This window comes from Mesorhizobium qingshengii (assembly GCF_027563465.1).
GTDB classification, from domain to species: domain Bacteria; phylum Pseudomonadota; class Alphaproteobacteria; order Rhizobiales; family Rhizobiaceae; genus Mesorhizobium; species Mesorhizobium qingshengii_A.
The window spans coordinates 609,583-631,701 of sequence record NZ_JAPFQA010000001.1; the positions used below are offsets into that span (position 1 = coordinate 609,583).

Below are 22,119 nucleotides of genomic sequence, written 5' to 3' on the forward strand. Positions count from 1 at the left end.
TACCCGATGCCCGCGAAAAGGATTAGAGCTTGGCTGGCTTTCCAGCGCGCTTTGTCGGCTCTGTTGTGAACGATTCGATCCGACCGCTCCTGAGCGTCATTCTTTTCGTGCATACGCTTTGTATGAGGGCCTCACTGTGGCTGGCCAGCACGATGATGCCGGCCTTTTCCGCGAGTTCGTCCATGCGCCTTTTGGCCTTGTCCTGAAATGAGGCGTCGCCGGCGCCGATCCACTCGTCCATCAACAGAATCTCAGGATCAAGCGCGGTTGCCGCCGAAAAGGCCAATCGCGCCGCCATACCCTGGCTGTAGGCCTTGAACGGCAGGTCGATAAAGTCCCCGAGCTCGCTGAAGGCGATGATATCCTCCATCTTCTCTTCGATCTCGGCTTCCGTCCATCCGCTGATCAACCCACGCAACACGATGTTCCTGCGCCCGGTGGCCTCGCGGCGAAAGCCTATGTTGATATTGAAAAGGGCGTCGACCTTGCCTTCGATGGCGACGCTTCCGCCGGATGGTTCGTAGATCCCGTAGAGCACCTTGAGAAGGGTGGTCTTGCCGGCTCCGTTCGGGCCAACCAGGCCCAGCCGGTCGCCGGCCTTCAACTCGAAGCTGATCCCATCGAGCGCCTGGACGAACTGCTTTCTGCCCGAGCCTTCAATTCTGCCGCCGGGCCCGCCGACGCGCCGGTCCGGCGCGGAAAGCGTCAGCTTCTCGTGCAGCTTGTAAACAAGGCTAACGTTGTGGAGTTTGATAGAAACCATCGAAAACTCAGATGATGAAAATGACTTGCTTGCGGTACCGGCCAAGCAGCAGCAATGCAATCATCCATATCGCCAAAGACATGATGATCGTTACACCAAAAGCGTGAGCTGGCAATTCTCCGTTCAATATGGGCAAACGGACGATCTCGAGGAAATACGTGAATGGATTCCAATGATACGCGTATCTCTGTATGCCTTCCTGTCCCTTGTACACCCAGAAGACGGGCGTGAAGAACATGCCGACCCGCAGCAAATTACCGACAATAAACTGGCTGTCGGGGAAGAAAGCTCCGAGAAACGCGAACACGGTAATCATCGCGGGCGTGACCAGCAGAATAAGCAGCAATCCTGCAACTGACCACAGCCACGGCGAAGCGACAGGGGGACCGCTCAAGAGCAAAATGACAAGGCAACCAGCGATCGCATAACCCGCCCGGATGGCAGACTGCAATGCCAGCCGCAGCACATACACAAACAAAGGCAGCGTCGTACCTTCGATGAAGCTTTCTTCGCGCTGGAAGAGCGACACGCTCAGGGACATGACCTCCATCAGGTAGAACCATACCAGAAGGCCGATCGCGACATAGGCAGCATAACCCGCAGCATCCTTGCCCGCGGGCTGGAACACGAAGACGAATGTGCCCACGAACGCAACGTAGTTGACCAACAGCCAAAGCGGTCCGAGAGTCGTGCGCCTATGCTGGTCGCCGATGTCCTCATGGGCCAGCGCAATCCAGACCCTGTGCAGCCTTATAGCCCTGGAGATGTCGTCAAAAGCGCCGTTTAGTGCCGCAATCATCGTTTGGGGTATCGCAATCTGTTGTTCCGGCGCATTATTCTTCGCTGGCCATAGCGAACCACCAAGCCCCTCTCTAATAGCCATTTCGACGAGCATATGGCAACGCATTGCGTCGTAACGAGGTCGAGAGCAGAGTCAACCGCGGATACACGCTGACGTTGCGGCAGTGTGCAAATCGCAAGGCTGGCCAGGGGCTCGGCAACAACCATCCGGCAACAGGGCGTAAATTTTACTCTTGTTCACGCGCTCTACCGAAAAAACATCTGGCTATGACTTCGAGCGCGCAGTATGCGATACAACACGGCGGGGGCCGGGGATGGCACTTTGAAAGAGTGATCGGCCACGAATGATCTTCGTGCTCGCACTTTGTGGTGTCCATGTCCGCGAGCCTGGAGTTTAGCACTACCTAATGAATACTTCCCTGGAAGCTGTATTCGGACTCAGGCCGGAGATGCGGCGCGCCTTCATCATGGTCCAGGACGTGGTCATGGTCCTGGTCGCGGTGGCACTCAGCCTCAGCCTTTCGCGGTCGGATCTTTCGTTCGGTGCGCTCTCCTACGAGGGTTTGGCCACTTGGGCGAGCATCGTTGTCATCAGCCATTTGCTGTTCAGGTACAGTGGTCTCTACACCACGGTCTGGCGCTTTGCCTCGACGCCCGATTTTTTCAACATCCTGAAGAGCTGCGCGATTCTGACGCTCACTCTTTACGCGGCTTCGCTGGTGGTTCGTTTCGTCCAGCCGGTCGCCGGCCTCAACGAACGACAGTTCATTGTTTTCTTCCTCGTCTCCTTCACCATCATATCGGGGCCGCGGCTGTTCTACCGCTTCCTTCGTGACGGCGCGAGCTGGGGCATCCTGAGTCGCAAGAGCGACAACTCTTGGACCAAGCGGGCATTGTTCGTCGGCCGGCTCGGCGAAGCCGACCTGATCATTCGCTTCACGCGCACGGCGCAGCCCGCCGATTATTCCATCGCCGGCATCATGGCCACCGAACGCGGCGCCCCCTTGGGAACGCGTATTCAAGGCGTTCCCGTGGTGGCGACCCGGCCACGTCTGGTCGATGTCCTGGAGGACTACGCAACCGGCACCAAAAGTCTGGATCTGCTGATTTTCGGAAGCGGTGCCGAGCATGAGATCGAGGAGTATACGGAGCTCGTCCGCGTCGCCCGGCACGGCGATATAACGGTGGTGCAGTTCTCCGGTCTTTCGCAGCTGGAACAGCAGGGAAAGCTGGTTCTCGACGCCGTCGAGATGGAAACCATCCTGCGCCGCCCGACGGTCCCGTCCGATATCGAGCGTATCGGCGCCTTCGTCGGCCGCAAACGCGTTCTGGTGACGGGAGGCGCCGGGTCCATCGGCCGAACGCTGGTCAAGCGGTCGCTGGAGCTGGGAGCCGAGGCGGTGCTGGTCGCCGACAACTCCGAATTCGGCATCTTCCAGTTGAGCCAGTACATTGACGAGAAGCACCACGAGCGCCTCAAGGTCCGCATCGTCGATGTCGCCGACCGGCGCCAGATAACGCGTGTCGTCACGGAATTCAGGCCCGACATCATCTTTCATGCCGCCGCGCTCAAGCATGTTCCCTTGCTCGAGGAAAACTGGGATTCGGCCATCCAGACCAATGTTTTCGGCACGCTCGTCTGCGCCGAGGTCGCCGCCAAATGCGGTGTTCCGCAGTTCGTCATGGTGTCGAGCGACAAGGCGGTGGATCCGACATCGGTGCTCGGCATGACAAAACGGGCCGCCGAACAGATCGTCAGCGCCTTGCATGGGGCACCCGCGAGCGAGCCGGGCGGGCGTCGGTCCGCCACCAAGTTCATAGCCGTCCGCTTCGGCAACGTCTTCGGCAGCAATGGTTCGGTGGCGACCATATTCCAGGCGCAGATCGAGGCCGGAGGCCCCGTCACCATCACGGACCGGCGCATGACACGCTATTTCATGACGGTGGCCGAAGCCGTCGATCTCGTCATCATGTCGGCGGCCGACGCCGCATCGCGGCAGGGCGGCGACGACTATGCCGTCTATATGCTCGATATGGGCAAGCCCGTGCCAATCCTTGAAGTGGCCGAAACGATGATCCGCATGTCCGGACAGAATCCATACACGGACATTCCAATCCGGTTCACCGGCATAAGGCCGGGCGAAAAACTCCACGAAACGCTGCATGGCGAAGATGAGGAACTGGTCGAGCTCGGCATTTCGAAGATTTTCGGCCTGAGCACCGATGTCGTGGAATGGTCGGATGTCCAGGCCGCGCTCACGGAACTGCAGCAAGCGATGAAGAGCCAGGACAAGGCTTCCTCGCTCGCCGTGCTGGCCGGCCTTGACCGCGCCAAGAGGGCAAGGGGGAGCGCACCTCCGGACGTGATCCCGAAAACGGCCGGGCGGGCGACCTAGGCCAATTCAGAGAATGATCTTGACCGTGGTTTGGACAGGCCCCGCCATTCCTGGGCATTTGCAGGGTATTTGAAGCTGGTGAGCAAAGAAGATCCGCGCATCGCAGTCCTGATGGGCACGAAAGACGGCGCCGCCTTCATTGACGAGCAACTGCGATCCCTGCTCGCGCAGTCGCACCCTCTCATCGACCTGTGGATTTCAGACGATGGCTCCGTCGATGGCACGACCGCCATCATCGAGGCCTGGAGGCCCTGCTGGTCCAAGGGGCGAATGACCTTGCTGGAAGGTCCGCGGCAAGGCTTCGCCGCCAATTTCCGCTCGATGATCCTGGATCGGCGCATCGAGGCGGACTGCTATGCTTTCTGCGACCAGGACGATATCTGGGAGCCCGACAGGCTGGAAACCGCCGTCCGCTGGATGCAGGGGCTCGATGCAAGAACCCCGCTGATGTTCTGCTCGCGGACAGCAACCATGACCGAGGCCGGAAGCCTTGTCGGCCATTCGCCGCTGTTTCGCCGGCCGCCATCCTTTCGCAACGCGCTCGTGCAAAGCATCGCCGGCGGCAACACCATCCTGTTGAACGCCGCCGCACGCGGCCTGCTGGCCACGGCCTGCGCGCGCACCGGGTTCGTCAGCCATGATTGGTGGGCCTATCTCATCGTGACCGCCGCCGGCGGCATCGTCCGCTACGATCCACGGCCGCTGGTGCGTTACAGGCAGCATCCCGCAAACCTGGTTGGCGCCAACGTGTCGTGGCAGGCAAGGGTTTCCCGCCTTGGCCGCCTGTTCAGGGGCGAGTTTGCCGGCTGGACCGATCTCAATCTCGACGGCCTTGCCGTCAATCGCGACCTCCTTACACCGGAGGCGGCGGCGTGCCTCGACTTGTTCACCAGCGGACGGCAGGGCGGTCTTTTCCACCGCTTGGCTGGCTTGCGCAAAAGCGGTGTCTATCGACAGACTTTTGCCGGCACCCTGGGGCTCTATCTCGCATTCATCCTGGGTCGTATCTGAGCAACGAATGATGCCTGGCGCGCTTGGTCAACAGATAACCTCATGCTACGTCGACCGGATCGAGGGGCTCCGTCCGTGGCGTTGCCTCATGGCTTTGGCAGGGAGCGCTATCGGCCGTTCATGAAGACAGCCAAGCAAATCTTCGACCTTGTCGGTGCGGCGCTGCTGTTGCTGGTCACATCTCCTGTTTTTCTGCTCGCCGTCCTTGCGGTTCGGGCATCATCTCCCGGCCCGGCGATTTTTTCCCAGACACGGGTCGGTCGCGACGGCACGCTGTTTCGCTGTCACAAGTTGAGGACAATGTACGTTGGAACGCCATCATTGCCCTCGCATGAGACGCCCGTGAGCGCCGTGACGGCGGTTGGCGAGGTCTTGCGGAAGTTCAAGCTTGATGAACTGCCGCAGTTCTGGAACGTTCTGAGAGGCGAGATGAGCCTGGTCGGGCCTCGCCCCTGTCTGCCGACCCAGACGGAGGTGATCGAATATCGCAGGCGGCTGGGGGTTCTGTCGGCACTTCCGGGCATAACCGGCTTGGCCCAGATCAGGGGCATCGACATGTCGAGCCCGGTGCTTCTGGCCGAAACCGATGCCGCCTATCTCAAGTGCGCGTCATTCTGGCTCGACCTTCGGATCCTGTTTGGAACGCTCTATCGAGGTTGAGCGGACCATGATCCCAAAAAAGTCGAAGTTGGTTTTGGAAACGTCAAAGATCATCGTCAGGCAAGAAGTCGAGATTTGCCGAGGCGCGCTATTTCGGCCAGCCGCTCCAGCGTGCCGGTTTCTGGCAGCCAGCCCTCCGACACCAGCAGGGAAGGATCGCATATCTGTGTCGCGGTCATGCTGTCCCAGAACGCCCGCCTGCCAAGCACGGCCGCAGCCGGTCGCATCAGGCCGGCCGGTACTGCGATCAGGCGCGGAGGCCGTCCAAGACCGCTGCGAAAGGCGCCGATGATGGCTGCGACCGCGACCGGCGGCACATCGGCGCCGACATAGACCGGGCGAAGCGGCGCTGAATGGGCCAGCAGGTGCGACACGGCTCGCGCCGCGGCCTCGGACGACATGAGCGAGCGGATTCCCGTCAAGGCGCCTGTCGGCAGCGGCAAGCCCGTGTCGGCCAGGCGCATCAATGTCGCCAGGTTTCCCTTCATGCCGCTACCATAGACAGGAGGCAGGCGCAGCACCGCGGCATCGGAACGGCCTTGCAATGCATAGGCGCTGAGAACCCTGATCTCGCCTTCACGTTTTGAGCGTCCATAGACGCATTGCGGGGCAGGGAGCGTGTTTTCGTCGATCGTTGCGCTGACGCGAGCGCCGATCACGGCCCGGATCGAGGAGAGCTGAATGAAGCGTCCGCTCACCTGTGCGGCCGCGGCATGCGCCAGCCGCGCGCTCAATTCCACATTGGCCGCCCGATAATCGGCTTCGGTGGCGTTGCCCCGGTCATTGTTCAGGCCCGCGCAATGGACGACATGGGTCATATCCCTGGTGAGTGCCAGGAAAGCCGCTGCCGGCGCATCGAAATTGGGCATAGGCACAGTGTCGTTTCCCGGCCCCAGTTTCTCCGGACGGCGGGAGGCAAGGCGAAGCTCGGCTCCTGCTTCGCGAAGGTGGCGCACGACAAGGCGCCCGATGAAACCCGTCGCGCCTGTGACCAGGACTTTCATTGCCTTGCCCGGAACATCTATTGATTGGCTGATGGAAGAGCTTGGTCTTCCGTTATTGGTGGAAGAGCTTCCACCAATAAAACCTGGTGTCCGGAGGCGAGATATGTCCCGCTCACCAGGAAGACCATCAGCACCGAATCCAGAATGTCGTGGCCGACCAGGATGCCCGTCATTCCGGCGGTGAGATAGGTGATCACCACGACGATTATCATGGTAGCGCCGAAGCGCTCGATCGGATCGGTGCTGTTTCGCAAGACCAGGGCGGCATTTCTGGCGGCAATGACAAAGATCGCCGCCAGCGTCGCGGCGCCCAGGATGCCAGCCTGCACCAGGGCGGTCAGGAAGCCGTTGTGGAAATGATTGAAGCCTAGCGACATCGCGAACTGGTCCTGGAAGCCTTGCTTTATCAAGAGCTGGGTCGCACCGGCCCCATGTCCGAACACTGGCATCTCGCGGAACGCCTTCAGGCCGATCTCCCAAAGGGCAACACGTATTCCCAACGAGGTATCGTAGTTGCCGTGCGCCCCGAGCGCATCCCAGTCGGAGCGCAGAAAGTCGAGGCGCCCGGCTATCGTCTGGAAGCCGAAAGCAGCGATCACCATGCCGACCGCCACCAGCAGCAGCAGCAGTCGAACGACATTCCGCCCTCTCAGCCTGTGCTGGTTGATCAGCAGGACGGCGATGCCGGAAATCAGCAGCGCCAGCCAGACAATGCGCGTACCGGAGTAGACGATGGCGACCGCCCCCCCAAGCGCGGCGCAGATGAGGGCGATCCTGCGTCTCTCGATACCCGACAGGGCGCCGGTCACGCACATCATCACGGCAAGGCAGAGGACCTCCGCGAAGACGATCGCATTGCCGGCCCCGCCCTCGGCTCTGATCCCCAGCCAATATTGCTGGAAGATCGCCAGCAGCAGCGCGACAAAACAGGCGGTCATGCTGCTGAGCACGATGATGCGGACGAGCGTGGCCTTCGGCGTGATGCTCCAGGTCGAATAGGAGATCGGGAAAAACAGGAAGGTGATGAGCGGGACAAGGTGTGGCGCATCCGCGACGAACGAGTTGTTGACGATGGAAGCCACGAGATTGGCCGCGCAGTAGGCGTAGATCGCGACCGTCAGCGCGATCATGGGTCGGTCGGCGTTGAAGCGTCTTTTCCTGGAGGCAATCAACAGGACCGACCACAGGCCGCCGCCATTGAACACAAAGCTGACCACCGATCCCAGAACCGGTGGGAAAAAGAAGCAAAGAATGGAGAAATAGATATTGACGCGCGAAGGCGTGAATTGCTGCCTTATGGAAGAAAGCCGGCTCAATTTTCTGGCTCACTGGTCTCTGGAAACTACATACGGCAGATCTTGTTGAGCGAAATCAAATGTGCTCGCCTCGAATTGCCCGTGCCGTATGATGCATCTTGCCCGCTTTCAGAGGCTGGTATAGCGGCTGGACTGCCCTTTCGATAGTGCGTCGGGGCCGATTGCCACCGGAAATCGGCAACTGGCGCCGGGCGATTGGAGAAGGCCCTGGGAGGCCGCCGCCGCGGTCGCTCAAGCAATATTTTTCCCGCCTTTTCTCGGCAATTGACGGCGCGAGCAGAAATTTCCGGGTTTTGGCACAAGTGTGGAAAATTCATTCTCGAACGGACTGGCGCCGGGCTCGTCTTGCATTGTTCTGGGCGGCGGCGATCTGCTAGAAGGCCCGCTCGAAACTTGTTTATCCAGAAGCGAGCTTGAACCGGGCGCAAAAAGCTCGATGATTTCACGCAAGTCCTTCTGTCGGAAGGCACGAGAGAACGCTCACAGTCCATGACAACAGCGCTTACGCATCTGCAACGGCTTGAAGCCGAGTCCATCCATATATTCCGCGAGGTTGCGGCCGCCTTCGCCAAGCCGGTCATGCTCTACTCGGTCGGCAAGGATTCCTCCGTGCTGATGCATCTGGCGATGAAAGCGTTTTATCCCGCCAAGCCACCCTTTCCATTCCTCCATGTCGACACCACCTGGAAGTTCCGCGAAATGATCGCCTTTCGCGATCAGATGGCGCAGAAACTCGGCTTCGATCTCCTGGTTCACGTCAACGAAGATGGCGTGCGCGACAACATCAATCCGTTCGATCACGGTTCGAACACACATACCCATGTGATGAAGACCGTGGCTCTACGCCAGGCACTCGACAAATACGGTTTTGACGCCGCCTTTGGCGGTGCCCGTCGCGATGAGGAGAAGTCGCGCGCCAAGGAGCGCATCTTCTCTTTTCGCAATGCCCAGCATGTGTGGGATCCGAAGAACCAGCGGCCGGAAATGTGGAAGATATTCAACACCCGCATCGCGTCAGGGGAATCGATCCGGGTGTTTCCGCTGTCGAACTGGACCGAACTCGATATCTGGCAATACATTCTGCAGGAAGACATCCCGATCGTGCCGCTCTATTTCGCCAAGGAACGGCCGGTGGTGGAGCGCGACGGCATGCTTATCCTCAGGGATGACGAGCGCATGAAACTGCGCCCCGGCGAAGTTGTGGAGAACCGGCTGGTGCGGTTCCGCACGCTGGGCTGCTATCCGCTGACCGGCGCCATCGAATCGGATGCCGACACGCTGGGAGCCATCGTTGGCGAAATGCTGACCGCGCGCACCTCGGAACGGCAGGGTCGCCTGATCGACCGCGATGAAGCCGGCTCTATGGAAAAGAAGAAGCGCGAGGGGTATTTCTGACCATGCGCCACATCATGGCAAAGAGCCTCGCCCCCACCGACGACGTGCGCGATTATCTGGCGACACAGGAGAAGAAGTCGCTGCTGCGCTTCCTGACCTGCGGTTCCGTCGACGACGGCAAGTCGACGCTGATCGGCCGCCTGCTTTCGGACACAAAGCAGATTTTCGAGGACCAGCTCGCCGCGCTCGAACGCGATTCGCGCAAGCATGGCACCACCGGCGACGACATCGATTTCGCGCTGCTGGTCGACGGCCTCGAGGCCGAGCGCGAGCAAGGCATCACCATCGACGTCGCCTACCGCTTCTTCGCCACGCCGAAGCGCAAATTCATCGTTGCCGACACGCCCGGCCATGAACAATACACCCGCAACATGGCGACCGGTGCCTCGACCGCCGACCTGGCGATCGTGCTGATCGACGCGCGGCAAGGGGTGCTTCGCCAGACCAGGCGCCATTCGATCATCGCCTCGCTGCTCGGCATCCGCCACATCGTGCTGGCCGTCAACAAGATCGACCTTGTCGGGTTCGACCAGGCGGTCTTCGACCGGATCGTTGAAGACTACGGGCGGTTTTCGCGCGATCTCGGTTTCCAGACCATCGTGCCGATCCCGATGTCGGCGCGCTATGGCGACAACGTCACCAGCCGATCGGACAAGACCGAATGGTATTCCGGCCCGACGCTGATCGAGCATCTCGAAACCGTGTCGGTCGACGAAGCCGCGGTCGAGCTGCCGTTCCGTTTCCCGGTCCAGTATGTCAATCGTCCCAATCTCGATTTCCGCGGTTTTGCCGGCACGATCGCCTCGGGCTCGGTTGCGCCCGGCGACGAGGTTGTTGTCGCCAAGTCCGGAAAATCCTCGCGCGTCAAGCGGATCGTCTCGTATGGCGGCGACCTCGCCCAGGCGGCGGCCGGCCAGGCCGTCACGCTCGTCCTTGATGACGAGGTCGAGATTTCACGCGGCAACATGCTGGTTTCGCCGGCCGCTCGGCCGCAGGTTGCCGACCAGTTCGCCGCCAACATCGTCTGGTTCGATGAGCATGCGCTGCTGCCCGGCCGTTCCTACATCCTGCGCACCGAGACCGACCAGGCCAGCGCTACCGTCACCGATCTGAAATACCGGATCAACGTCAACGACTTTGCCCATGAGGCGGCCAAGTCGCTCGAAATGAACGAAGTCGGCATCTGCAACATCTCGACGCGGACGCCGATCGCCTTCGACCCGTTTGCTGAAAACCGCACGACCGGCGCCTTCATCCTGATTGACCGCATCAGCAACGCCACGGTCGGTGCCGGCATGATCCTGCACTCGCTGCGCCGGGCCGAAAATATCCACTGGCAGTCGCTCGATGTCGGCAAGCGCGTGCGTGCCGACATGAAGAACCAGCGGCCTGCCGTGTTCTGGTTCACCGGACTGTCGGGCTCCGGCAAGTCGACCATCGCCAACCTGTTCGAAAAGAAGCTGTTCGCCACCGGCCGCCATACCTATATCCTCGACGGCGACAATGTCCGTCACGGTCTTAATCGCGATCTTGGTTTCACCGACGCCGATCGCGTCGAGAACATTCGCCGCGTCGCCGAGGTTGCGCGCTTGATGGCTGATGCTGGGCTGATCGTCATTGTTTCGTTCATTTCGCCGTTCAGCGCCGAGCGGCGCATGGCGCGCGAGTTGATGGCCGACGGCGAATTCGTCGAGGTGTTTGTCGATACGCCCTTCGAGGAATGCGCCAGGCGTGACCCGAAGGGCCTCTACGCGCGTGCGCTGAACGGCGAGATCAAGAATTTCACCGGTGTGGATTCCCCTTACGAGGCGCCGGAAAAACCGGAAATCCATCTGAAGACGCTCGGCAAATCGGCCGAAGAGATGGTAGATACCCTGGAACACTGGCTGAACGAGCGCGACATTGCCGAAGACCAATACGACAGCGGCGGCGGCATCTGACGACGGGCTGATGCTCGAAATCTTCGAGCGGCTGGCTCTGGCGGCCGGACGCGAGGTGATGCGCGTATTCCACGAGGGCTGTGCGGTCGACCGTAAATCCGATTCCTCGCCGGTGACCGAGGCGGACCGCGAGAGCGAGAAGATCATTCTCGCCGGGCTGCGCACCGCATTTCCCGACATTCCGTGCGTGGCCGAGGAAGAAGCGTCCGCCGGTGTCGTGCCACCTGACCTGCAGGGGGCCTTCTTTCTGATCGACCCGCTCGACGGCACCAAGGAATTTGTCAACCGTCGCACCGATTTCACCGTCAACATAGCCCTGGTTCGCCATGGTGTGCCGGAAGTCGGCGTCGTCTTTGCGCCTTGCACCGGCCGTTTCTTTTCCGGCCGGCCGGGCAGGGCGGAATCGCTCGAAATCAATGGCGATTACCAGATTGTCGGCCGCCGGCCGATCTCGGTGAGAACGGCTGCAGCGCCGCTGGCCGTCGTTGCCAGCCGCTCGCACAACACACCGGAAACCGAGGCCTACATTCGCGACCTCCGTGCCGCCGAGATCGTCTCGGTCGGTTCGTCCTTGAAATTCTGTCTTCTCGCCAGCGCCGAAGCGGACGTCTATCCGCGCTTCGGCCGTACCATGGAATGGGACACGGCGGCGGGCGACGCCGTGCTGCGCGCGGCCGGCGGCATGACGCGCACGCTGGACGGTCAGCCCCTGGTCTATGGCAAGCGCAGGCAAAGCGATGACGAGGACTTCGCCAATCCGCATTTCATCGCCAGCGGCAGGGCAGGGACCAGCCCCGTCTGACACCGGTCGACTGGTTACTCGGCGGCGGCCTGCGCTGAATTCGAGCCGATGTAGTTGCGGATCGTCTCGATGATGCGGTCCTGGTCGGTTTCGCTGAGATAAGCATGCATCGGCAGGCAGAGGATCCGCTTCGGCAGTTCCTCCGACACGGCAAGACCGGTCGGCGTACGTGGGTAGTCGCGATAGGCGACTTGGGCATGCAGTGGCTTGACGTAGTAGATGACCGACGGAATGCCCTTCTCGCCGAGATGCGCCTTCAGCCCGTCGCGCTTGGGCGTTTCGATCGCGTACTGCGCCCACGCCGAACGGCTGCCGCCGAGGTTACGGGCGGCGGTGACGATATCGCCAAGCCCCTCGGCGTAGCGGTTTGCCACCAACTGGCGGGCAACCATCTCGTCTTCGAGAATGGCCAGCTTCTCGATCAGGATCGCCGCCTGCAGCGTGTCGAGCCGGGAATTGATGCCGACGCGGACATTGTCATATTGCGTCTCGCCCTTGCCGTGGAAGGCGAAGGAACGCAGTTGCTCGGCCAGTGCATCGTCATTGGTGAACATCGCGCCGCCATCGCCGTAGCAGCCAAGCGGTTTTGCCGGGTAGAAGCTGGTTGAGCCGACGGCGCCGAACGAACCGCACATCTTGCCATCGAGCGAACCGCCCATCGACTGGGCGGCATCCTCGATCACCATCAGATTCTCTCGATTGGCGATCGCCATGATCGCGTCGTAGTCGGCGGCGAGGCCGAACAGGTCGACCGGAATGATCGCCTTTGGCTTCAGCCGGCCTTCCTTCTTGATCATGGCGATGGCAGCCTCGAGGCTGCCAATGTCGATATTGTAGGTCGCCGGATCGACGTCGACAAAAACCGGTTCTGCCTTGGCCAATGCCACCACTTCGGCGGTGGCGGCGAAAGTGAAGCTCGGCACGAACACGGCGTCGCCCGGACCGACGCCGGCCGCAAACAGAGGCAACAAAAGCGCATCTGTGCCGTTGGCGCAGGCCACGACATGCTTGGTGCCGATATAGGCGGCCAGCTTGTTTTCGAATTCGGCGACCTGCGGTCCGAGGATATAACGGCCCTCTTCGACGACGCGATCTATCGCGGCCTTCAGCCGATCGCGGATTCGTTCGCGCTGGGCGCCAAGATCGATGAACTGCATGTCGGCCTCAAAACGGTTTAGCCAGAGATAGTGGCCCGCTGGTACCAGAGTTGCGCCTGTCGAGAAAGCCGGACCGGCAAAGCCGCGAATTGCGCAAGTGTCGCAGTCTGTTACCGCTATTTTCCAGCGTGTCTTCGCGAGATGCCGGAAATCCGGGATTCGCCGGGCGCGATCTCACCTTTATAGTCCCTGGAACAGGCCCTGCGAAACATAAAGTGATCGACAAGCTCAATCTATCTTGAGCCCGCTGCGGTCTGCTCAGGCGATCTCGTGCCGCCAGGGGGGATTGGCACCGGCCCGCGACACGGTCACCGCCGCCGCCTTGGCGCCAAGCGCCAGCGCCGTTTGAATGGCATCTTCCGACAGGCTGGCGGTCGCCGCCTTCGTCAGCAGGCCCTGCTCATGCAAGGAGGCGAGGATACCGGCATTGAACGTGTCGCCGGCGCCGACCGTATCGACCACCTTGACCTTTTCCGGCATCACCGTGACGGCGTGATCCCTGGTGTAGCCGACGGCGCCTTCGCTGCCATGGGTGACGACGATCAGCTTCGGGCCGCGGTCGAGCCAGTTGCGGACAACGTCCTCGTGCGAGCCGGCTTCGCCGAACCAGTGCAGGTCCTCGTCCGACAGTTTCACGATGTCGGCCATGGCCATCATGGCGCGGATGCGCCTGAGGTGCTTTGCCTTGTCGGGGATGAAGTTAGGCCGGATGTTGGGGTCGAGCATCATGACGCGCCGGCCATGCTCGCGCCGCATGAACTCCTCATAGGCACCACCGGCGGGCTCGGAGATCAGGCTGATGGCGCCGAACAGCATGGCTTCGATCTCGTCACCGAGTTCCGGCAAATCGTCGATGGTCAGCATGCGTCCGGCCGTGTTCTCGTCGTAGAATGTGTAGGTCGCCTGGCCATTGTTCAGCCGCACGAAGGCGAGCGTGGTTGGCCTAGGCGAGGTGTGCGCATAGGTGGAGCTGACCTTGCTGGCCCCAAGCGCATCCCGCAACTGGCCGCCGAACAGATCCGACGACAGGCCCGAAAAGAAACCTGCCGGCGCGCCCAGCCGGCCAAGCGCTATCGCGGTGTTGAAGACCGCGCCGCCGACATAGGGGGCAAAGGCCGGCTCACCCTCTGTCGTTGTACGCGGCAGCATGTCGATCAAGGCTTCGCCGCAGCAGAGGATCATGGTTTCCTGGTCTCCGGCGGATAGATCACGCCCTTGCGGATGATGATGTTGGCGTAGAGTCGCGGCTCGCTTGTCGCGACGATGGCATACGCCGATTTGACCCGTGCATAGAAGTCGGCGCCGGCCAGCGCAACCACCTTGCGGCCCGGCGCGCGTTTGGCGCAGATTGCCTCCACCTCATGGTGGACAGGATCGGCGAGCGAGGGATCGCCTCTCACCGACGCGCGAAACAGGGCTTCCGGCACGGCGTCGTCCACCGGCAGGATGCTCAATATCGCGTCGAGCACCGGGATGAGGTGGTGACCGTCGGCCCGCACCAGCCGGGTTGCCTGGTGTTCTGCCGGATAATTTCCATCGACCAGGGCGATCTCATCGCCATGGCCCATGGCGCGCAGTGTCGCCAGAAGGTCCGGACCGAGCAGCGCCGGGATCCCGATCAGCATTCAGGCACTCCTGGAAATCGTCGTCGAACCGATCAGGAAACGTTCGGAAAGCGGCAGGCTGGCGCCGCCGAGCGCCCGGGCATGGATGCCGACGGTTCCCTCGCGAACGGCGGGAAGTTTCAAGCCTTCAGCGTCGATCATGGCGATGGCGGCGACGATGGCGTCAACCAGCCGGCGGCGCACGGCTTTCGGCATCCAGCCGTCGATCACCGCCGCCTCGAAATCGATGACCGAGGATGCCGCGACGATGGCATAGGCAAGCGCCTGCGAAGCGCTGGCTATCCATGCCTCGAGTTCGGGACCGATCTCGCCCCAGTCTTCCGGCGACGTCCACAGATGCGAGGCCTCGACGCCACGCGCGTTGAGCGCCTTTTCGAGCATGGCGATGGATGCCACGTCGATCAGCTGTGTCGGCTTTCCGTCCGGTCCGGGCACGGGCATGGAGCCGAGGGCGCCGGCATTGCCGGTTGGCCCGCCGAACAGCCGGCCATTCAGCACGATGCCGCCGCCGGCAAAGGCGCCGATATAGAAATAGACGAAGTCACGCGCCGCGCCGGCCTGGCCAAAGACGAGCTCGGCACCGCAGGCCGAAGTGGCATCGTTCTGCAGGTAGACCGGAAAATCGCATTGCGCCTGGATGTCGGCGCGAATGTCGCGGTGACGCCATTCGTCCATGACGTCGCGCGGGGCGCCGGCGGTGTCGGCCCAGTTCCACAATTCGAACGGCATGGCGATCCCCAGGCCGGCGATGCGCTTGTCCTGCGCTGGCGTCAGCTCGCCGCGCATCTGCCGCATGCCGTTGGTGACGAATTCCACTGTCTCGCGTGGCGCCGGATAGCGGTACGAATGCTGCAGCATCGAACGGACATGGCCAAGGAAATCGATCAGCACGAGTTCGGCGCTGCGGCGGCCGATCTTCAGGCCGATGAAGTAGGCGCCATCGGGATTGAGCGCCATGGGGATGGAGGGTTGGCCGATCTTGCCGCGCAACGGCGCCTGACGAACGAGAAGGCTTTCCTCCTCCAGCTCGCGCATGATGACCGAAACCGTCTGCGCGGAAAGCCCGGTCATGCGCGCGATATCGGACTTCGCCAGGCTGCCGTGCTGCCGCACCAGCGAGAGCACCAGCCGCTCGTTGTGGTCGCGCATGCCGCTTTGGTTGGTGCCGCGGTGAATGAGGCTCTCATTCGCTTCGGGCGAACCGTGCCTCGCAATGGCGGTCTCCACCCTGTTCCTCCCGTCGTTTCCCCTCAATGCTTTTGGGCCAGAATGAGCGAACGAAGCAAGCCTGTCAATAATAAATAAGAGTGATTTAATTATTGACAGAGGCGTCGGTCTGGTGTCTGTTGGGACAGCGTCCACGCTGGGAGAAGTTCGTTGGATGCGCTGCGGATGCCGGTTGGCCGGCGTCCAGAGTGGTTCCACTGGGAGGAAAATCGTGACCAATACAAAACTGTTGAAATCGACCGTGTTTGCCGCCGCTGCTCTGGGTCTGATGGCGTTTGCATCGTCCGCGTCCGCGGCCGGTGTTGGCGCCTGCCTGATCACCAAGACCGACACCAACCCCTTCTTCGTCAAGATGAAGGAAGGCGCCACGGCGAAAGCCAAGGAACTCGGCGTCGACCTCAAGACCTACGCCGGCAAGATCGACGGCGACAGCGAGAGCCAGGTGGCAGCGATCGAAAGCTGCATCGCCGACGGCGCCAAGGGTATCCTGATCACCGCATCCGACACCAAGGGCATCGTGCCTACGGTGAAGAAGGCGCGTGACGCCGGCCTGCTGGTGATTGCGCTCGACACGCCGCTCGATCCGATCGACGCGGCCGACGCCACCTTCGCCACCGACAATCTCGAGGCCGGCAAGCTGATCGGCGCCTGGGCCGCCGCCACGCTCGGCGACAAGGCCAAGGACGCCAAGATCGGCTTCCTCGACCTGACCCCGTCGCAGCCGACCGTGGACGTGCTGCGCGACCAGGGCTTCATGATGGGCTACGGCATCGATGTGAAGGACCCCAACAAGATCGGCGACGAGACCGACCCGCGCATCGTCGGCCACGACGTCACCAACGGCAACGAGGAAGGCGGCCGCAAGGCGATGGAGAACCTTCTGCAGAAGGACAACACCATCAACGTCATCCACACCATCAACGAGCCGGCCGCTGTCGGTGCCTACCAGGCGCTCAAGGCCGTCGGCCTTGAAAAGCAGGTGCTGATCGTCTCGGTCGACGGCGGTTGCCCCGGCGTGAAGTCGGTTACGGAAGGCGTGATCGGCGCGACGTCGCAGCAATACCCGCTGCAGATGGCGGCCCTCGGCATCGAGGCGATCGCTGCTTTCGCCAAGGACGGAACGAAGCCAAAGCCGACCGAAGGCAAGAATTTCTTCGATACCGGCGTCAACCTGGTGACCGACAAGCCGGCCACTGGTGTGAAGTCCATCGACACCAAGGAAGGCCTCGCCAAGTGCTGGGGCTGATGCCGGTCTGACCGGCAATCCACGGAACCTGAGCGGTCGGGGCTTGATCCCCGGCCGCTTCGGGTGGACGATGGGTCGCGTAACCGCGAACAATCCCGGCGACAGACCGGAAAGGCGTGGACGGGCGTCGGCGTGTGGCTGACACCCTACGGGGAGGAAACATGGCTCAAGCTCAGGAATTCGAGAAAGTTCTCTCGAGCAGCGACACAAGTGTTGCCGCTTTTGACGAGCACAAATCGGCCGTCAAGCGCGTCCAGCATTTCCTGCATTCAACGCCAGCCGCTGTGCCGCTGATCGTGCTGCTTCTGGCGATCATTGTCTTCGGCATCACGATCGGAGGGCGGTTCTTTTCGTCCTACACGCTGACGCTGATCCTGCAGCAGATCGCCATCGTCGGCATCCTCGGAGCCGCGCAGACGCTGGTCATCCTGACCGCTGGCATCGACCTGTCGATTGGCGTGATCATGGTGATTTCGGCCGTGATCATGGGCAATTGCGCGGTCAGCTACGGTCTGCCGAGCGTACTGGCCGTGGCGATAGGGCTTGCCGCCGGCGCGGCCTGCGGGCTGCTCAACGGGGTGCTGGTCGCCTACATGAAGCTGCCGCCCTTCATCGTGACGCTCGGCACCTGGAACATCGTCATGGCCACGAACTTCATCTATTCGGCCAATGAGACGATCCGCGACACCGACGTCGACAACCAGGCGCCGCTGCTGCATCTGTTCGCCCTGAGCTTCAAGATCGGCACGGCGGTGCTGACGCTCGGGGTCATTGCCACGGTCGTGCTCGTTTTGATCCTGTGGTACGTGCTCAATCACACGGCATGGGGCCGCCATGTCTACGCCGTTGGCGATGATCAGGAAGCGGCGAAGCTGTCGGGCATCCAGACCAAGAAGGTGTTGGTGACGGTCTACACCTTGGCCGGGTTGATCGCCGCTTTCGCTGCCTGGGTCTCCATCGGCCGCAATGGCTCGATTTCGCCGTCGGCCGCCGTCACCGACTACAATCTGCAGGCGATCACCGCCACGGTGATCGGCGGTATTTCCCTGTTCGGCGGACGCGGCTCGATCCTGGGCACGCTGTTTGGCGCGATGATCGTCGGCGTCGTCTCCATGGGGCTCAACATGCTGGGCGCCGATCCGCAATGGAAAGTGCTGCTCACCGGTGTGCTGATCATCGGCGCCGTGGCGATCGACCAATGGATCAGAAAGGTTTCCGCATGACCCAGGAACCCATCCTCACCGCGCGCGGTCTGGTCAAGCGTTATGGCCGCGTCACCGCTCTCGACAATGCCGACTTCGACCTTTATCCGGGCGAAATCCTTGCCGTCATAGGCGACAATGGCGCCGGCAAGTCATCGCTCATCAAGGCGATTTCCGGCGCGGCCGTGCCCGACGAAGGCGAGATCCGGCTTGAAGGCAAACCCGTTGCCTTCAAATCGCCGATGGAGGCCCGCGAAGCCGGCATCGAGACGGTCTACCAGAACCTCGCGCTGTCGCCGGCGCTGTCTATCGCCGACAACATGTTCCTTGGTCGCGAGATCCGCAAACCGGGTTTTCTGGGCGACTGGCTTCGCATGCTCGACCGTCCGGCGATGGAAAAGCGCGCCCGCGACAAGCTCACCGAACTGGGCCTTATGACCATCCAGAACATCAGTCAGGCGGTGGAAACGCTGTCGGGCGGCCAACGCCAGGGCGTGGCGGTGGCGCGCGCCGCCGCATTCGGCAGCCGCGTGGTGATCATGGACGAACCGACTGCCGCCCTTGGCGTCAAGGAAAGCCGCCGCGTGCTGGAACTGATCCTCGACGTCAAGAAACGCGGGCTGCCGATCGTGCTGATCTCGCACAACATGCCGCATGTCTTCGAAGTGGCCGACCGCATTCACATCCACCGGCTGGGCCGTCGCCTCTGTGTCATCGATCCCAAGCAATATACGATGTCCGATGCCGTTGCCTTCATGACCGGAGCCAAGGTTCCACCGGAGGCGGCACTGGCCGCCTGACTGCCAAATTGCCGCAGGGGCGCCTGGTTCCGTCGTTGTCTAAATCGATTGAACATACTGAAAGATGCGCTAGCATGGGCTGGGAGGATTGTTGAAAGCCGGTATGATCGTGGCAACAGCACGAGAGGTAGCATGACGCGCGCGATGACATCCGAAGCCCTCCCGCCACTACTCGAAAACCCCGATCCCAAGACGCTCGCCACGGAAGTCTTGATGGCCCTCAAATATCGGGTCGGCAAGGATACCACCGTCGCGACCCAGTACGACTGGCTCACCGCTTCGATCAAGGTCGTTCGCGACCGCATCGTCGATCGCTGGATGCAGGCGACGAAAGAAGCCTATGACCAGCAAGAGAAGCGCGTTTACTATCTGTCGCTTGAGTTCCTCATCGGCCGCCTGATGCGCGACGCGTTCTCCAATCTCGGCCTGATGGACAATATGCGCGATGCGCTGTCGTCGCTCGGCGTCGATCTCGATGTCATTGCGGCACTTGAGCCGGATGCGGCACTCGGCAATGGCGGCCTCGGGCGGCTCGCCGCTTGCTTCATGGAAAGCATGGCGACCGTCAATATTCCCGCGCATGGCTACGGCATCCGCTACGCCAACGGCATGTTCCGCCAGGAGATTCACGACGGCTGGCAAGTTGAACTGCCCGAGACCTGGCTCGATCACGGCAATCCCTGGGAATTCGAACGGCGCGAACGGTCGTTCGAGGTTGGTTTCGGCGGTTCGGTGGAATCGATCACCTCGAAGGACGGCCGGCTCGAGCGCCATGTCTGGAAGCCGACCGAGCATGTCCTGGCCGTCGCCTATGATACGCCTGTCGTCGGTTGGCGGGCGAACCGGGTCAACACGCTGCGACTGTGGTCGGGCATGCCGGTCGATCCGATCCTGCTCGACAAGTTCAATGCCGGCGACCATATCGGCGCGCTTGCCGAAAGCAACAAGGCCGATGCCCTGTCGCGCGTCCTCTATCCCGCCGATTCCCACAAGGCCGGGCAGGAGCTGCGGCTCAGGCAAGAGTACTTCTTCTCCACCGCGTCGCTGCAGGACATCCTGCAGCGCCACATCAGCCAGTACGGCGATCTGCAGTCGCTGCCCGACAAGGCGGCGATCCACCTCAACGACACCCATCCGGCCATCGCGGTTCCCGAACTGATGCGCCTGCTGATGGATGTCCACGGCATGGACTTCGACCAGGCCTGGAGCATCACCAAGCGCACTTTCGGCTACACCAACCATACGCTGCTGCCCGAGGCCCTGGAAAGTTGGCCGGTGCCGCTTTTCGAGCGGCTGCTGCCGCGCCATATGCAGATCGTCTACGCCATCAACGCCGAAGTGCTTTTGGAGGCGCGAGCCTCGAACCAGTTTTCGGACGAGCAGATCAGCCGCATCTCGCTGATCCAGGAAAATGGCGACCGCCGGGTGCGCATGGGAAATCTGGCCTTTGTCGGTTCGCACTCGATCAACGGTGTTTCGGCCCTTCACACCGATCTGATGAAGGAGACGGTGTTCGCCGACCTGCACAAGCTCTATCCCGATCGCATCAACAACAAGACCAACGGCATCACGCCGCGGCGCTGGCTGATCCAGTGCAACCCCGGCCTGACGGCACTCGCCCGCGAAGCGATCGGTGACCGCTTTCTCGACGACATCGACGCCATCAAGGATCTCGATGCCTTCGCCGGCGATGCCGCCTTTCGCGACAAGTTCGCCGCCGTCAAGCGCGCCAACAAGGCGCGGCTGGCCAATCTCGTCGCCGACCGGCTCGGCATCAAGGTCGACCCTTCGGCGCTGTTCGACATCCAGATCAAGCGCATCCATGAATACAAGCGCCAGCTTCTGAACATCCTCGAGGCGATCGCGCTCTACGACCAGATCCGCTCGCACCCCGAGCGCGACTGGATGCCGCGCGTGAAATTCTTCGGCGGCAAGGCGGCGCCCAGCTACCATAACGCCAAGCTGATCATCAAACTCGCCAACGATGTCGCCAGGGTCATCAACCGCGATCCGGCCGTTCGCGGTTTGCTGAAGGTGGTGTTCGTGCCGAACTACAACGTCAGCCTGGCGGAGATCATGATGCCGGCCGCGGATCTCTCCGAGCAGATCTCGACCGCCGGGATGGAAGCGTCGGGCACCGGCAACATGAAGTTCGCGCTGAATGGCGCGTTGACCATAGGCACGCTCGACGGTGCCAATGTCGAGATCAAGGAGTGCGTTGGCGACGACAACATCTTCATCTTCGGCCTGACCACCGCCGAGGTCGCCGAGCGGCGCAACAATGGCTACAATCCGCGCTCGGTCATCGAGGCTTCATCAGAGCTCTCGCAGGCGCTTGCTGCCGTCTCGTCAGGTGTCTTCTCGCCGGGTGATCCGGAACGTTACCGCGACCTCATCAACGGTCTCTACGAGGGCGACTGGTTCATGGTGGCCGCCGATTTCGACGCCTATGCCGCTGCCCAACGCGAAGTCGACGCGGTCTGGCGCAACAGCCCGGACTGGTATGCCAGGGCGATCCGCAACGTCGCGCGCGTCGGCTGGTTCTCCTCCGATCGCACGATCCGCCAATATGCGAAAGAAATCTGGAACGTGCCTGTCTGATGTGATTGCATGAGGCCACGAACAATGTGGTCCGGTGCATGTCGCCCAAAAGTGTGTAGCGGTTTTGGGGCAACGACATGCACAAGAACAAAGTGATGCATGTCGCCCAAAAGTGTGTAGCGGTTTTGGGGATGCACGAGAACAAGATTGGTGCCCGGGGAGGGACACTGCCT

Annotated in this window: 18 protein-coding genes; 10 read left to right on the top strand and 8 right to left on the bottom strand. The window is 61.7% G+C overall.

Translation table 11 applies throughout. The features are described from left to right. Positions 1 to 22: 22 nt before the first annotated feature. Positions 23 to 808: an ABC transporter ATP-binding protein gene (locus tag OOJ09_RS02840; RefSeq protein WP_269903728.1), complete on the bottom strand. Its 786-nt coding sequence runs from the start codon at positions 806 to 808 to the stop codon at positions 23 to 25. Continuing rightward, the gene (locus OOJ09_RS02845) at positions 771 to 1,658 is read right to left on the bottom strand and encodes an ABC transporter permease (protein WP_269903729.1); all 888 of its coding nucleotides are present in this window, start codon (positions 1,656 to 1,658) and stop codon (positions 771 to 773) included. Before OOJ09_RS02845 ends, OOJ09_RS02840 begins: the two co-directional genes overlap by 38 nt. 313 nt (positions 1,659 to 1,971) lie before the next feature. Here OOJ09_RS02845 and OOJ09_RS02850 point away from each other — a divergent pair, with 313 nt between their 5' ends. The 3 genes from OOJ09_RS02850 to OOJ09_RS02860 all read left to right on the top strand — a co-directional run bounded on the left by OOJ09_RS02850 (position 1,972) and on the right by OOJ09_RS02860 (position 5,631). Continuing rightward, complete coding sequence (locus OOJ09_RS02850) at positions 1,972 to 3,960, top strand: nucleoside-diphosphate sugar epimerase/dehydratase (RefSeq protein ID WP_269903730.1); 1,989 nt, start codon at positions 1,972 to 1,974, stop codon at positions 3,958 to 3,960. A gap of 78 nt (positions 3,961 to 4,038) precedes the next feature. Further along, positions 4,039 to 4,971, top strand: coding sequence for a glycosyltransferase family 2 protein (locus tag OOJ09_RS02855; RefSeq protein WP_269903731.1), 933 nt, complete (start codon positions 4,039 to 4,041; stop codon positions 4,969 to 4,971). Between the two features lie 120 nt (positions 4,972 to 5,091). Further along, positions 5,092 to 5,631, top strand: coding sequence for a sugar transferase (locus OOJ09_RS02860; protein WP_269904055.1), 540 nt, complete (start codon positions 5,092 to 5,094; stop codon positions 5,629 to 5,631). A gap of 56 nt (positions 5,632 to 5,687) precedes the next feature. Here the strand turns inward: OOJ09_RS02860 and OOJ09_RS02865 are convergent, their stop codons facing one another. Both OOJ09_RS02865 and OOJ09_RS02870 read right to left on the bottom strand, forming a co-directional pair. Next, on the bottom strand, positions 5,688 to 6,635 hold the full coding sequence (locus OOJ09_RS02865; RefSeq protein WP_269903732.1) for an NAD-dependent epimerase/dehydratase family protein: 948 nt from the start codon (positions 6,633 to 6,635) through the stop codon (positions 5,688 to 5,690). A 17-nt stretch (positions 6,636 to 6,652) separates the two neighbouring features. Continuing rightward, on the bottom strand, positions 6,653 to 7,951 hold the full coding sequence (locus tag OOJ09_RS02870) for an O-antigen ligase family protein (protein ID WP_269903733.1): 1,299 nt from the start codon (positions 7,949 to 7,951) through the stop codon (positions 6,653 to 6,655). 489 nt (positions 7,952 to 8,440) lie between these two features. On the opposite strand from OOJ09_RS02870, the gene cysD reads away from it, so the two are divergent. Genes cysD through cysQ form a run of 3 tightly spaced genes read left to right on the top strand, consistent with a single transcriptional unit; the run spans position 8,441 to position 12,088 of the window. Then, positions 8,441 to 9,346, top strand: a complete 906-nt coding sequence (gene cysD, locus OOJ09_RS02875) for a sulfate adenylyltransferase subunit CysD (RefSeq protein WP_269903734.1) — start codon at positions 8,441 to 8,443, stop codon at positions 9,344 to 9,346. A 2-nt stretch (positions 9,347 to 9,348) separates the two neighbouring features. After that, positions 9,349 to 11,286 carry a sulfate adenylyltransferase subunit CysN gene (gene cysN / locus OOJ09_RS02880; protein ID WP_269903735.1) on the top strand — a complete coding sequence of 646 codons (1,938 nt, stop codon included), beginning with the start codon at positions 9,349 to 9,351 and terminating at the stop codon, positions 11,284 to 11,286. A gap of 10 nt (positions 11,287 to 11,296) precedes the next feature. Then, entirely contained in the window at positions 11,297 to 12,088 is a 792-nt protein-coding gene (cysQ, locus tag OOJ09_RS02885) for a 3'(2'),5'-bisphosphate nucleotidase CysQ (protein WP_269904056.1), read from the top strand. Between the two features lie 14 nt (positions 12,089 to 12,102). On the opposite strand, the gene OOJ09_RS02890 is transcribed toward cysQ, so the two are convergent. The 4 genes from OOJ09_RS02890 to OOJ09_RS02905 form a co-directional block, all read right to left on the bottom strand. Next, positions 12,103 to 13,245, bottom strand: a complete 1,143-nt coding sequence (locus OOJ09_RS02890) for a DegT/DnrJ/EryC1/StrS family aminotransferase (protein ID WP_269903736.1) — start codon at positions 13,243 to 13,245, stop codon at positions 12,103 to 12,105. 258 nt (positions 13,246 to 13,503) lie between these two features. After that, positions 13,504 to 14,427: a carbohydrate kinase family protein gene (locus OOJ09_RS02895; protein WP_269903737.1), complete on the bottom strand. Its 924-nt coding sequence runs from the start codon at positions 14,425 to 14,427 to the stop codon at positions 13,504 to 13,506. Further along, positions 14,424 to 14,870 (bottom strand): RbsD/FucU family protein, encoded by a 447-nt coding sequence (locus tag OOJ09_RS02900; RefSeq protein WP_269903738.1) that lies wholly within the window; start codon positions 14,868 to 14,870, stop codon positions 14,424 to 14,426. The genes OOJ09_RS02895 and OOJ09_RS02900 overlap by 4 nt, the downstream gene beginning before the upstream one ends. Then, positions 14,871 to 16,097 (bottom strand): ROK family transcriptional regulator, encoded by a 1,227-nt coding sequence (locus OOJ09_RS02905; protein WP_269903739.1) that lies wholly within the window; start codon positions 16,095 to 16,097, stop codon positions 14,871 to 14,873. Between the two features lie 268 nt (positions 16,098 to 16,365). On the opposite strand from OOJ09_RS02905, the gene OOJ09_RS02910 reads away from it, so the two are divergent. The 4 genes from OOJ09_RS02910 to OOJ09_RS02925 all read left to right on the top strand — a co-directional run bounded on the left by OOJ09_RS02910 (position 16,366) and on the right by OOJ09_RS02925 (position 21,946). Then, the gene (locus OOJ09_RS02910) at positions 16,366 to 17,343 is read left to right on the top strand and encodes a sugar ABC transporter substrate-binding protein (RefSeq protein WP_379106630.1); all 978 of its coding nucleotides are present in this window, start codon (positions 16,366 to 16,368) and stop codon (positions 17,341 to 17,343) included. Between the two features lie 161 nt (positions 17,344 to 17,504). Next, the gene (locus tag OOJ09_RS02915) at positions 17,505 to 18,566 is read left to right on the top strand and encodes an ABC transporter permease (protein WP_269903740.1); all 1,062 of its coding nucleotides are present in this window, start codon (positions 17,505 to 17,507) and stop codon (positions 18,564 to 18,566) included. After that, complete coding sequence (locus OOJ09_RS02920) at positions 18,563 to 19,345, top strand: ATP-binding cassette domain-containing protein (RefSeq protein ID WP_027035860.1); 783 nt, start codon at positions 18,563 to 18,565, stop codon at positions 19,343 to 19,345. Before OOJ09_RS02915 ends, OOJ09_RS02920 begins: the two co-directional genes overlap by 4 nt. Positions 19,346 to 19,477: 132 nt before the next feature. Next, positions 19,478 to 21,946, top strand: a complete 2,469-nt coding sequence (locus OOJ09_RS02925) for a glycogen/starch/alpha-glucan phosphorylase (RefSeq protein ID WP_269903741.1) — start codon at positions 19,478 to 19,480, stop codon at positions 21,944 to 21,946. The last annotated feature ends 173 nt before the right edge of the window (positions 21,947 to 22,119 follow it).

Coding starts and splice junctions, on each gene's coding strand:
- OOJ09_RS02920 (WP_027035860.1), top strand. CDS start 18,563: ATGACCCAGGAACCCATCCTCACCGCGCGCGGTCTGGTCAAGCGTTAT.
- OOJ09_RS02845 (WP_269903729.1), bottom strand. CDS start 1,658: ATGCTCGTCGAAATGGCTATTAGAGAGGGGCTTGGTGGTTCGCTATGG.
- cysD (WP_269903734.1), top strand. CDS start 8,441: ATGACAACAGCGCTTACGCATCTGCAACGGCTTGAAGCCGAGTCCATC.
- OOJ09_RS02915 (WP_269903740.1), top strand. CDS start 17,505: ATGGCTCAAGCTCAGGAATTCGAGAAAGTTCTCTCGAGCAGCGACACA.
- OOJ09_RS02925 (WP_269903741.1), top strand. CDS start 19,478: ATGACGCGCGCGATGACATCCGAAGCCCTCCCGCCACTACTCGAAAAC.
- OOJ09_RS02850 (WP_269903730.1), top strand. CDS start 1,972: ATGAATACTTCCCTGGAAGCTGTATTCGGACTCAGGCCGGAGATGCGG.
- OOJ09_RS02860 (WP_269904055.1), top strand. CDS start 5,092: ATGAAGACAGCCAAGCAAATCTTCGACCTTGTCGGTGCGGCGCTGCTG.
- cysN (WP_269903735.1), top strand. CDS start 9,349: ATGCGCCACATCATGGCAAAGAGCCTCGCCCCCACCGACGACGTGCGC.
- OOJ09_RS02865 (WP_269903732.1), bottom strand. CDS start 6,635: ATGAAAGTCCTGGTCACAGGCGCGACGGGTTTCATCGGGCGCCTTGTC.
- cysQ (WP_269904056.1), top strand. CDS start 11,297: ATGCTCGAAATCTTCGAGCGGCTGGCTCTGGCGGCCGGACGCGAGGTG.
- OOJ09_RS02910 (WP_379106630.1), top strand. CDS start 16,366: ATGGCGTTTGCATCGTCCGCGTCCGCGGCCGGTGTTGGCGCCTGCCTG.
- OOJ09_RS02895 (WP_269903737.1), bottom strand. CDS start 14,427: ATGATCCTCTGCTGCGGCGAAGCCTTGATCGACATGCTGCCGCGTACA.
- OOJ09_RS02900 (WP_269903738.1), bottom strand. CDS start 14,870: ATGCTGATCGGGATCCCGGCGCTGCTCGGTCCGGACCTTCTGGCGACA.
- OOJ09_RS02890 (WP_269903736.1), bottom strand. CDS start 13,245: ATGCAGTTCATCGATCTTGGCGCCCAGCGCGAACGAATCCGCGATCGG.